This window comes from Cytobacillus firmus NBRC 15306, assembly GCF_001591465.1.
Classification (GTDB): Bacteria; Bacillota; Bacilli; order Bacillales; family Cytobacillaceae; genus Cytobacillus; species Cytobacillus firmus.
Window position 1 is genome coordinate 1 of record NZ_BCUY01000096.1, and the last position, 12462, is coordinate 12462.

General features: G+C 38.5%; 12 protein-coding genes. All 12 read right to left on the minus strand.

Annotation, left to right across the window (positions count from 1 at the left end; translation table 11 throughout):
* Positions 1-128: 128 nt before the first annotated feature.
* The gene (locus tag BFI01S_RS18825; RefSeq protein WP_061793975.1) at positions 129-1166 is read right to left on the minus strand and encodes a siderophore ABC transporter substrate-binding protein; all 1038 of its coding nucleotides are present in this window, start codon (positions 1164-1166) and stop codon (positions 129-131) included.
* 201 nt (positions 1167-1367) lie between these two features.
* Positions 1368-2135, minus strand: coding sequence for an iron ABC transporter ATP-binding protein (locus tag BFI01S_RS18830; protein WP_061793976.1), 768 nt, complete (start codon positions 2133-2135; stop codon positions 1368-1370).
* On the minus strand, positions 2132-3085 hold the full coding sequence (locus BFI01S_RS18835; protein ID WP_061793977.1) for an iron chelate uptake ABC transporter family permease subunit: 954 nt from the start codon (positions 3083-3085) through the stop codon (positions 2132-2134). The genes BFI01S_RS18830 and BFI01S_RS18835 overlap by 4 nt, the downstream gene beginning before the upstream one ends.
* Positions 3075-4028, minus strand: a complete 954-nt coding sequence (locus BFI01S_RS18840; protein WP_061793978.1) for an ABC transporter permease — start codon at positions 4026-4028, stop codon at positions 3075-3077. The genes BFI01S_RS18835 and BFI01S_RS18840 overlap by 11 nt, the downstream gene beginning before the upstream one ends.
* A 523-nt stretch (positions 4029-4551) precedes the next feature.
* Positions 4552-4941 (minus strand): hypothetical protein, encoded by a 390-nt coding sequence (locus BFI01S_RS18845; protein ID WP_061793979.1) that lies wholly within the window; start codon positions 4939-4941, stop codon positions 4552-4554.
* A gap of 140 nt (positions 4942-5081) precedes the next feature.
* Positions 5082-5480 (minus strand): DUF4275 family protein, encoded by a 399-nt coding sequence (locus BFI01S_RS18850; RefSeq protein WP_061793980.1) that lies wholly within the window; start codon positions 5478-5480, stop codon positions 5082-5084.
* Positions 5481-5923: 443 nt separating this feature from the next.
* Positions 5924-7804, minus strand: coding sequence for a TnsD family Tn7-like transposition protein (locus tag BFI01S_RS18855; protein ID WP_061793981.1), 1881 nt, complete (start codon positions 7802-7804; stop codon positions 5924-5926).
* Positions 7773-8345 (minus strand): hypothetical protein, encoded by a 573-nt coding sequence (locus BFI01S_RS23795; RefSeq protein ID WP_061793982.1) that lies wholly within the window; start codon positions 8343-8345, stop codon positions 7773-7775. Before BFI01S_RS23795 ends, BFI01S_RS18855 begins: the two co-directional genes overlap by 32 nt.
* Before the next feature lie 41 nt (positions 8346-8386).
* Positions 8387-9289 carry an ATP-binding protein gene (locus BFI01S_RS23800; protein WP_218008338.1) on the minus strand — a complete coding sequence of 301 codons (903 nt, stop codon included), beginning with the start codon at positions 9287-9289 and terminating at the stop codon, positions 8387-8389.
* Positions 9228-9485, minus strand: coding sequence for a hypothetical protein (locus BFI01S_RS23805; protein ID WP_061793984.1), 258 nt, complete (start codon positions 9483-9485; stop codon positions 9228-9230). Before BFI01S_RS23805 ends, BFI01S_RS23800 begins: the two co-directional genes overlap by 62 nt.
* The gene (locus BFI01S_RS18875) at positions 9463-11634 is read right to left on the minus strand and encodes a TnsB C-terminal domain-containing protein (RefSeq protein WP_061793985.1); all 2172 of its coding nucleotides are present in this window, start codon (positions 11632-11634) and stop codon (positions 9463-9465) included. Before BFI01S_RS18875 ends, BFI01S_RS23805 begins: the two co-directional genes overlap by 23 nt.
* A 15-nt stretch (positions 11635-11649) precedes the next feature.
* On the minus strand, positions 11650-12462 hold an 813-nt coding region (locus BFI01S_RS18880), incomplete at its 5' end, for a TnsA endonuclease N-terminal domain-containing protein (RefSeq protein WP_235831231.1).

Genomic DNA, 12462 nt, shown 5'->3' on the forward strand with positions numbered 1-12462 from the left:
TAAAAGGCAGAATGCTTTAGCGAGCATCCTGCCTTTTGTGTATTGTCGATTGCGCATAATTTTATTCAACTTGCTCCTGACATGGATACCAGCAGCGTAGAAGCTTACCAGTAAAAGGAGCATATTATTTATTTCAGCTCAGCTAAGACTTCTTCAATTTTAGCAAGTTCTGATTGTAAACCGCCTCCGCTCAGATACCAAAGTGGTCCATCCAAGTAAACGATTTTTTTATTTTGATAAGCATCTGTTTTCTTAACGATATCATTTTCCATATCGGCTTCAATATTAGAATCGCCGCCAACAGCTGCTGTACGGTCAATTACGAATAGCACTTGTGGATTAAATTCCAGTATGGCTTCAAAACCGAAGTTAGAACCGTGAGAAGAAGATTCGATATCTTCTGTTACCGGCTTGAATCCATAAATGTCATAGATGTAGCCAAAGCGGGAATTAGTTGAGAAACCTGATAATTTCCCTTCATTGTACATAGTTACTAAAGTGCTTTCATAGTTTCCGGCTAAAGCTTTGATTTCTTCTAAAGCTGAATCATATTTTGCTGTGTATTTTTCAGCTTCTGCTTCTTTATCAAACATTTTCGCTGCGAGGTCTACAGAAGATTGGAATGTGTTCCAGTAGTCAGCGTCAGAAGTACCAACAAACACGACTGGAGCAATTTCTTTTAATTCTTCATAGAAAGCTGACTGGCGCCCGGAGATAAAGATTACATCCGGATCCATTTCAGCAATATCTTCAAGTAATGGTTCTTTTAATCCGCCAACACTTTCATACTCATCTGAAGCATACTTTTCAAGGTGTGCAGGCAGAGTAGAATCCTTCGCAACACCGACAATTCCTTTAACCCCAAGAGCATCTAATGTATCTAAGAAACCATAATCAAATACAGCAATTCTTTCAGGCATTTTTTCAAATTCTACATCTTCAAAACTAGTTGTACCGCCCTCATTGCCTTCTACTGAAGCAACTGTCGGGGAAACAGTCATGGGATATGCAGAGCTTCCTTCTTCAGTTCCAGATGCATTTGTTTCTTCAGATTGGCCAGCTTCAGCTTTATCAGCTGATTCTTCTTTTGAAGCTTCTTCGGCAGATCCACATGCGGCAAGCAATAATACCATGGCTGCTAATAGTGCATAAAATATTTTTTTCATCTCACTTAACTCTCCCTTTTTATGTTTTATTGATATTGATTATCATTATCAAATATGGTGATAATTATTATTGAATAATCTCTATTAGTCAATAACTTTTCGTAAATTTCATTAAATTATTTTCCAATATTTCAAATACCTGACACAAAAAATATGCAGAAGCCTGGAGAAACACAATAGATTTCTCCAGGAATATTTTGTTTATGTATGCGAGTTAAAATAGACACAAATCCTGCAGCCATTCTGTTCTTGAATGGGAATATCCATATCATAAATTTCACGAAGCACATCAGAATTAATGATTTCACTGGTCGGCCCATTCTTCATCAGCCTGCCATTTTTTAACGCTACGATACGGTCAGAATAAACAGACGCAAAATTTATGTCATGCAAAACAATGACAACTGTCTTTCCAAGTTCATCAACCAGCTTGCGCAAAATTTTCATAATCTGAACAGAATGCTTCATATCCAGATTATTTAAAGGCTCATCCAGCAGGATATAATCCGTATCCTGAGCAATGACCATAGCAATAAATGCCCTCTGCTTCTGACCGCCTGATAATTCATCTAAATACTTAGTTTCCATATCAGCTAAATTCATATATTCAATGGCTTGATCAACAAACTTTTCGTCTGCAGCGGACAAACGTCCTTTTGAATAGGGGTAGCGCCCAAAAGACACCAGCTCACGCACTGTTAATCTCACATTAAGGTAGTTGGCCTGTTTCAAAATGGATACTCTTTTTGCAAAATCCGAAGACTTCCACTTTTTCACATTATTTTGATCGAGCAATACCTCACCTGTATCTGCTTCTAATAAACGGCTTACCATAGAAAGAAGTGTTGATTTACCAGCGCCATTCGGTCCAATAAAAGAAGTGATGGTCCCTGGCTCGATTGTGACTGTAACATCCTCTACAACAGGCTTTTTACCAAATTGTTTTGTTAATCCTTTGATTTCAATCATCCTGCTGCCCTGCTTTCCTTAAGTAATAGATAAATAAAGTAAATTCCGCCAACAAAATTAATAATGACACTTAATGTGGTGCGCAGTTCAAATATATGCTCCACAAGGAAATTACCGCCGACCAATGCAATGATACTGATCAAGCTTGCCCCTAAAATATGGATGGAGTGTTTATATGTCACCAGATATTGATAGGAGAGATTGGCCACAATCAGTCCAAAAAAGGTAATGGGACCAACCAGCGCAGTTGATGTAGCGATTAAAACGGACGATAAGATTAAAATTCTCATCACCATACCGTCATAGTTAATGCCAAGATTCATCGCATTTTCACGGCCAAGCGACATCACGTCCAGTTTCCCCATAATAAGGTAGCCATAAAGAAATGCCAAAGCAAGGATGCCAATTGAAATAAATAATAACTCTGCTTTGACATTTGTAAAAGTCGCAAACAGCCGGCTTTGAAGACTTAAATATTCGACTGGATCTATTAATACCTGCAGGAATGTGACAAAGCTCCCCAGGAGTGTTCCTATAATCATCCCTATTAAGAGAAGAAAATATATGGGATGCTTATCCGCCCTGAACAAAAACCGATACAAAATCAGGGCAAAGATGACCATGGCTAAAATGGCTGCACCAAAGTTCAAGTATTTATTTAACACCCACACTGACATTGACCCTGCAAAAAAGTAGATTAAGGTTTGTACTACTTGATACATAGAATCAAGGCCCATAACAGAAGGTGTTAAGATACGATTATGTGTAATGGTCTGGAACACAACTGTGGAATAAGCAATGGCGATTCCAGTAATAATCATCGCTGTGACCCTTAGCATACGCTTTGGAAAAGCATAATCAAAGCCGCCTTTAATATCATAAAAGCCATATAACAAAATAAACACAATGGCCATAGCTGCTAAAATCATCAATTTTGTACTATTTCGCATATGCTCTCCCCCTTAGCAGCATTGTTAAGAAGATAGCACTGCCTATCACTGCGACGGTTACATTAACCGGAATTTCATAAGGATGAATGATGAGACGCCCTAAAATGTCACATATTAATAGGAAGACAATTCCCAGCACCGCTGTATGCGGAATTGTTTTGCGCAGGTTGTCACCTAAATATAAGGAGACAATATTGGGAACGATTAGTCCTAAAAATGGAATAACTCCGACAGTAAGAACCACCGTTGTTGAGATAACCGCAACTAGGACCAGGCCAATATTCAGTACCAGCTTATAGCTTAAGCCAAGATTTCTTGCAAAATCTTCCCCCATTCCGGCAACCGTAAATTTATTCGCATAAAGATACGCCAGAATAATAGCGGGAATACTAACATATAAAAGCTCATAACGGCCGGCAATAATTAAAGTGAAACTTCCCATAAGCCAGGAAGATAGATTTTGCAGCAGATCAGCTTCATATCCAAGGAACGTTGTAATTGAAGATAGTATATTTCCATACATAATTCCGATTAACGGAACGAAAATAACATCTTTAAATTTTATACGATCTAAAATCTGCATGAAGAGAAACGTACCTGCTAAAGCAAAGGCAAAGCTAAAAATAACCTGCTGTGTATAAGTGACATTCGTAAAAAACAGCATGGAAATTAAAATACCCAGTTTTGCTGCATCCAATGTTCCGGCCGTTGTTGGTGATACAAACTTATTGCGGCTTAAAGACTGCATGATTAAACCGGCAATACTCATTCCTGCCCCCGCTAAAATAATCGCCAATAGACGTGGAATGCGGCTGATAAGGAAGATATGTGTTTCATCTGATTCCCAATTAAGCAGATCCTTAGGCGTTATATCTATTGCTCCGATAAACAGCGAGATAAACGACAGAACAATGGCTGCAATTCCTAACATCCATAATCTCATTAATAACCCTCATAACGTGTTTATTATCATAAGTCTTTTCTATAGGCTCTTTTCGTATAAATTGTTGTTTTTCGCTTATCGATGTTGTCCGTTGATTTCCTCTCCAGGATGCTCGCTTTCCACGGGGCGGGCGATGAGCCTCCTCGACGCTGCGCGTCTGCGGGGTCTCACCTGTCCCGCTACTCACGTAGGAGTCTCGCACCTTCCGCTACAATCAACTCCGTAAATATAATACAAATAGCAACAAAACTTTGCGAAAACAGCCTTTCTACAAAACTATCTTTTAAATAATGATAATCATTATCATTAAATGGTTAAAAAAAAAGAACCTTGATATGTATAGATATTGTTTATTGAAAATGATTATCACTATCTCTGCACAATTAATGTATCACAAAAAATAAAAAAAGAAAAGAGGCAGATAGTAAATTTCGGAAATTGTCTAATATTTTTCTCATTTTAGTAGGGTCGTATAAATGAAAAGAAGACTCAAACCCGAAAGCTGAATCTCCCATTTCTGCCTCTATAGTGTTTTAATTAGACCCCGAATAGCTTCAGATACGTCGATCTGATTCTCCTGGCAGTGATTCGTCAGCTGTCTATACGTTTCCTCATCTAGCCTGACATGAACGGTATGTACGTATTTTTCAGAATCCAGTTTTTTTGGTCGTCCTCTTGTCACTTTTCTTTTGCCGCTGCCATCTTTCCAAACATTTATGATGACATACCCGTGTTTTTCCAGCCAAAGATCACAATCATACTCTTTCCACATGGTTTTGGCTCTTTGCAGAAATTCAAGCTTGAACTTCACCAGTTCATTTCCTTGAAGTCCCTTCATGACCGCTTTCTCCATCGCCTTATGCTCGTTAAATTGGAGAAATTGGCCGTAAGATTTGAATGTTAGTTCTTTCATTATTCCGCTCCCATAATCTATTATCTATAAAAATCATACCCTTTAAGAAAACGGTTGTAAATCCTGGCTGAACTCGTAACTCGTTGAGAATAGGTTCTCTTGCCTCCACCTTCTCTTCTTAAAATGTAAAATATTTAAGGTCACTTCCGGCTAAAATATGGACCGCACCAGCCTGTTTCATGGGTTACTATATAAGTCCAGTTAAACTCTTTATCTACTATGTAAATATCCTCTTCATTTACAAAGTCCATGGCAGTTAATGATGAAGCATTTTCAAGGATAAGAGCATCATCCGAATGCTGATAAAAAACGTAACAAGACTCCTTCATTTCTTTATTAAACGCTATATCAGCATGTTCCTCCTTTAAGCACTTTCTTCTCTCATAACTAAATAAGTGCCATAAGTAGCCACTAAAGCCATCTTCATCGTCATAAAAATAAATGGACTTCTTTTCTTTATCACTGAGATGGTTAGCAAAACTTTCTTCCCATTGCTCTCTCAGATATGCTCCCCATTTAGGTATTTCTTTTACTTTCACTTTTTACTTGTTATCGATTCTGCCAAGTCCATTATATAATCCAATCTAACACCCACTTGTTATTATGATAACTTCATTTTATTTAACTAAACTCGCGGATTCCTGGCGTTTATTAATTGGCTGTTCCCTAATTTACTTTTTTATTCTCCTGTTTATTGTCAGATTCCTGCTTCCCAGCTTTTGGACAAAAAAAACGAGGAAAACTGGAGGCAATCCTCCAATTTTCACTCGTGTTGAAGTACAAAAAAGTCGGGAACTACCCAGCTCCGAAACCCGCATTCTTACGTTCAAAAATGCACCACATAAAAATAAAAGTCGGGAACTGTGATTTTTTCTACCCTACAAAAAAGTCGGGAACTGGAATATACTCTTACCGAAGTAAAAATTCCACATTGTCATTAAAATAAGCATAAAGGGGCTTCGCTTCGAAGCCCCCTTTCTTACTATTTTACTGTTTCGTATTCTGTTGTTCTTAACGTAATCAACCTTTTTACTTCATTGGAGACTGTCGGTCGAAGTCCTGCCTTTTTGTAAATTTTCCATTCAAGGATTGGCTCGTTCTCTTTTCTGAGCTTTTCAAGAGTAAATTCAACCCGCTTCTTTTGAAAGGCTACTGTCCCCTCCGACACCTTTTCAATATATTCCATTGTTTTCGGGAGTTTATCCGCTTTTTTCTGTAATAGGGATAATTCATTTATTTTTCTTCCGATAGAAGTGACCGTTATTTTGGTTGGTTTTTCAGCATTCTCATCCCAATTTCGGATCACTTTTTTGACTTGTTTCAGCAATTCTTTGTCCCGCTTCTCCCAATCGACACGTTGATAGGGTGATTGAATCCTTTTCTTTACGGGGGAATGAGTGTTGAGCCAATCACGATCATTGCGGTACAAAAAGGCATATACATCAGGAACCATTTTCCGCAATTCTGTTTTTGATTTTTCAGGATATTCCTTCTGGAGTTCGTGCCATTTGTTTTTTCTTACATTTAATTGTGCCTCAAAATCCTCCAATGGCTCGTTAACCTCTTTCTTTTCAATCTTCGGCAGTTTCCACGGTACTTTCAGTTCTAGTTCGGCAGCATACTTTTTGATTGTTGCTCGATCCGCCTGCATTTCTTTCGCTATTTCAGTAAGGGGATTTCCTTCGTTCACCAATTCAGTCAGTTTCATCTTCCAAACGGGACCATAATCCTTGATGGTTCCAACACGATATTGATCATCTTTATTTTGGTCAGGTCCTCTCCTTGAAAAAACAAATCCGCAATCACAGCGGAATGTTCCAACAGGTTTCCTCGTATCATAACAAATCGTTACGGTTAAATCTTTTACGACTGGTTTTCGATGGTTTGGACAGGCAACGTTTAAGCATAACCAAGGTCCTTTCCCGAATGGCTGATACTCCTTTTTACCAAATAAATGGTCCAATTCCGTTTCTAAGTACATCATCACCAACAAATGCCGAAGCGGATGAAAAGACTTACGGTGTTTTTGGAAGATCATTGTTAACCAATCTGTTTCTTGGAACTTTACAGGCGACTGCAACAGTTCCAAGCTACGGTCGGAGAATTTCGCACCAAAACTTTGGTACAGCCTATCCCGTTTTACCATCCCATTCACACTGGCATATCCCTTTTGTTTCAGCAGTTCCATGTATTTTGATCTTATTGCATTATCGTTTGCTTGAAGGCGGGTGTTATTTAAAAGGGAGTCCGTTTCCTTCGAAATATCTAAAAGTAGTTGAATTTCCTCTTTGCTTAGTCCATCAAGTCTTATCTTTGTTCTTTCGACATCAGGTGTTGCAACAATAAATTCATGCTGGTTTTGAGATTTCACTGAAGCAACTGTTTCTTCCAATACACTTTCATGCTTCGGACATACAAATACACCTGGGGCTTGGTGAACCCTTCTCCAATACGTTTCACCGTAAGTGTCCATGTCTTCTTTAATACAGCCACCGCACACCCAAAGGTTTATTTTTACTTTAACATTGCTTGCCGACACTCCGATACGCGTATGAATTGTGCTTCCTTTGCTATTCAGCATCGACTTTTTTACTTGCTTTGCCTGTTTTGGAAGCAAAAAAGCCGCATAGTAAGGGTACATCGTATGATTATTAATCAATTGATCGGCACCCCAATAAGATCCCAGTTGGCTCAGTAACATATTTAAATTGGCGGGCAAATCCCAAACGGAACGAACTGTTCGTTTTCCGAACAGTTCTTCTACCGTCATTTTGGGACTTGTATTTCCAGACCATACATGATACCGTGCTAAAACACTATACAACAGTTCATCAGGATACGGTGTGGGAAACCAGTGTAGCATTTTCATCTTCCTCCCAGATTTCGTCTAATGGTGGTTTAATAATGCCTTTATCCAGAAAATACTCATAGACGGATTTCTTCTTTTGTCTTGCTTCTTGCATCAATCTTCCCAAGTAATTTTTATTTATTGTATCGATTTTCTTTTTCTTGGTTTTGATTTCAGCCTTCTTGTCATCCTTAACAATCAGGAGTTTGACGGCTTCCTTCAGCACCGTTGATTTTTCAATATCCTCACCTAATATCTTGAACACTTTTTTTACTGCACTCTCCACTTGTTTTGGGTCAAAATCCATGGCTAGTAGTTGTAGCGTCACTTCTTCTAAAAGTGACTGCTCTTTTTTCTGACGTTTTTGTTGTTGTATTTTCTTTTGAATACGGATCTTATCCTGAAAGTCAAAGGAGGCTTTGTATTTCTCTATTTCCTCATCCATATCAATTGGACGAATATCTTCGTATTTGGCAATTTCAGTCGGTATGCCTGACCGCATCGCATCCAGCATCGGTTTAACCAGTCGCAAACTGTCATTAGCCACTTGTTTCATGATTTGTTTTGTTATTCTTTCTTCCCCTGTTGTAATCGCTCTTACTTGTGAAGCATAAATAGCTTGACCGCAATATCGAGAATTCCTTGACTTTCTTCATAAAGAAAATCGTTAAATTCGCTTGTTAATTCCGTAAAGTGAGAAGTCCATTGATATTCCCACATACCTTCTACAAATAAATCCCAAGATTCATCATTTGGCATCTGAGACCAAACCATATCCCCTTGACCGCTACCTCGTCTCGCCTGACGAAATTCACTTTGCAAAATGGATATGGCTTTGTTGGTTCCCACCATTAAAACGGGTATTCCGATGGTGTTAACAAGTGTTACAAAGAAGTTCAGCATCTTTTCAGACCCGCCACTTTTGCTAAGGCTCAAATGCTGTATCTCATCAATAATAAGAAGACCAATTCCGTGACGACTTGCTAGGTGATTCATTCGTTGCATCATTAAATCCAGTGTATTTTTTTGTGCTCCGAATTTATTTAAGTAATTGGAGCCAAGTAACCGATCGAGTTCTGAGAAAAAGCTCATACATAATCCTTTAAGAGACCCATCAAACGGACAATCGAGTTTTAGCCAGCTAATTTGTGTAAAGTGAAATGGTTTACCTTTGTATTCCTGATGTTTGATTAACTGAGGATAAAAGGACAGCACTCTTTCGATGGCGGTCGATTTTCCAATTCCTGAAAGTCCAATGATAGTAAAACCAGCAGCTGTTCTTTTGGCTTCTGTTTGATAGGTTTTTAAAAACTTCCCATCTTTTATCGCCTTATAGCTCTCGTGAATCCTCATGACTTCTTCTTTTTTCATCGGATTACGGTGCAAATAACCTTGGCGAATGGCTCTTGAAATCCGTTGTTCAAGATCAAGGTGAGTCTCAAAAGGCTGAAAATATTGAAACAATCTTTGTTTGTACGCAATGAAACCGATAGTTGGCATTTAATGTTCGTTCTTTTTCGTCATAAGACGGTATAACCGATAAATGCTCGATCACATCATCCTCTGTAAAAATAGGAGGAAGTGCTTCAATTAAAGGGTTGGATTCATAATCCTGAACAATTTGATCGCTATAAATGGCTTCTACCATTTCTTCACAATGCAGTATCTGTGTCTCACTTGCTGTTACCCCTTGCACGGTTCAACTTCTCCTTCTGTTTTTGACGTAATAACTGTAACTTCGAACTCACCTGTTTAGAAATTGTTTCTTCACCAACATTCTCTTCGATAGGTTCAGTAAACGATTGTACATCAGCCAGTAAAAAGGCTTCTTCTTTCCGCTTTGCTTCTTTTGCCATCGAGCGATTTTCTCGGATTCCTTTCACCTTTTGATTGTTGCTCATTTCCACTTTTTCTTTATCAAAAGTCTTCTTCGCCTTTTCAACAATGTGTTCAATGTCGCTTGTTAGATCCACGTTTTGTTGCAGTTCTTCATGTTTAAAAGTTTGTTTTTTTAACAGTTCGGAAGCAAAGTAATATTCTACTTCTTCCATTGTTTTGCCGCTGTACTTCTTTTGATGGTCAAGTAAAGTTGCCACTTCATAACTTCTGCTGTCTTCTCCTGGCAGGTAAATGTGTGACATATTCCGTGGATCGTAGCAAATCGGGATTAGCCAGCTCTTCTCTCTTGCCTCTCCAAACCAATTTTCCTTTAATGCCGTTTCGCTGCTGAAACGCATCTTTTTAAAAACGATTCCTTTTTCCGTTACCCTTGCGTTGGCGGTTGGAAGGAGGTGAAGTTTTACAATATCCTCAGAATAGGAACGCAGTTTACCTGATCGATTTTTTATCCCCCAATTCCATATTTCACGCGGGATGAGGGAAACTTCATCCTCGATCATCATTTCATCCTGATTATAATTTTTTAACCAGTGGTGATTGTTGTGATGAAGTGCACATTTAATGATGATACTGGTAAACTCCTCCAAGGTTAACGTGGCATCCAAACGGTAATCCCTGTCACCTCTAACCCTTACATCCGTATCCACTGTTCCAGGTAGAAATGGTTTCACTTTTGTGTTAATCACCCGAAAGTGCTGTTCCACAATCCCTTTCCAATCGGCTCGGTATGGTGGTGTATTTTCGACCTTCATATGAAAGGCATTAATCAGCCGCTCCACATTGTAGCCTTCAAGTTCACCTCGGTCAGCTAACAGTGTTTGCGGAAGGTAATGACAATTCCACTCTTCCTTTGTTATCTCAATGCCGTATTGCTTACAATATGAAACTTTATCACTAGCGGTATTGGCTAACGCCATCATCGCTCCAAACCACGATGGACCTTCCAGTCCTACATAAAGACCTACAACCATTCGGCTGAATACGTCAATCACCACATAAATTACAGGGCGACCGATAATCCAGTTTCGATTGAAGCTGCTAACAAGATACACATCGGCAACCGTCGCATCGATTTGATACTTGGTTCCAGGACCGTATAAATCACCTACGGATGTTCCCAAGACCGCCCGATTTTCTAATTCATATTTTCGGTTACCTTTTCTCTTACGCAGTTTTTCTTCGGCTTTATAGGTTTTTTCATACCAAAATTTAAATTGCCTTAAAGTCGGGATCTTATCTTGTTCATGGAGAATAGGCTTTTTCACGCCATTTTCATACCGATAATCTGCTACGAAGAATGTTTGGAGCATTAAATTATAGGTTGTAGCAAGTGGATTTTTTTGGGTAGTATGATAGAACCTCTTTACGCTGACCTCAAAAATCCGTTTAATTTCATTGGTAATGATAATCCCTTCCCCAATGACTTTTTCGAACTTCCGTCTTCTCCCATTCTTCTTGTCTGTAAAAGTCTTTTCTTTTCCTTTGCCACCAGAATCTTTATAGTCGGGCAGCAAAGCGTTTTTGACTTTTCCTCTTTGCCAATATTGAGTCAAATATTTATAAAACAAACGTTTATTTTTCCCTGTTTTATCAACTGCCGCTTTTATTAGCCGACCCCTTATATTACTATCGAATATTTCTGGTTCTAGTAAAATCATATCTTTGATGCATTCCCACCGTTCATCCCGCAATTCCTTACTTTTTTCAGAAAGGTGTTCCTCTTCTTGATAAATGAAACCATACGGATCGCTAGCTATAAAAGAAAGTAATTGGTCATCGTGTAATTGCTGCAAATCAGAAACTTTCCGTTTGACTGGAAGTGTACTTTCCTTTTCCATATTGATGGTGTAACAAATGATGTTTCCATCATCTATCCAAATAATTCTTTCTAGTCGTTTGTTACCTCTGACTTCTTCGATGCTAATAATGTCATTAATTACAAACATTCAATTCCTTCTTTCTTAAATAGAGTCGAGTTTGAAAACATCTTCCACCCAAAGGTGAGTGAAAATTTTCTTTGTTATATCAACAGGGACTTCTTTTCTAGCAATTAAATGCTTAAGGATTTCAAGCCCCATTCCATTTTCCAACTGAAAGGTGTGATCAAATTCTGTCACCATTTCGATAACGGAGGTTTTATATTTTTTAATAAAAGATTTCATTTGTTGGGCATAGGTGGTAAGTGTGGATGCTGGCAAATCCTCAATAACAAAATAAGAAAGATGCAGCCATTCCACATTTTCTACCATGTCTTTGGGGATTTCTTTTTCCGTGATAATCCCCCAATCAATTCCACGATCGTCCCAATATGCACGCTCAATTTCGAATTTCTCAATCGTTCGCTGGTTTTCTAAATCGCTAGAAGGTTTTACGGTGCGAGCGACAAATTTTGTACCCTTGGAATCTTTTACCGTTATAAAGAAATCAGTTGTCATAACAATAGGCACTTGGGATTTAGGATCACTTGGGTGTTTAATTCCTTTTTCATTTGCAATGAACCAAGTATCATCACGGGTCAATGGATATTGTTCTCGTATATCCAATACGGAAGCGTTCCATTCCAATACATAGTAATAATCACGTTCCAATTTAGATAGGAATTGATGAATGCGATTTGTTTTCCACCCTTTTCCTCTAGTAGCTAGTCCATTTGATGGGAAATCCTGAATGTTAATCCAAGGTTTATATTCCTCTCCATTCCCGCTCCCTCGACCTTCTTTTTGCATTTCCGAGATTTTCTTTTCGGTTAATTCCGTTTTCCTTTTTGACATGGT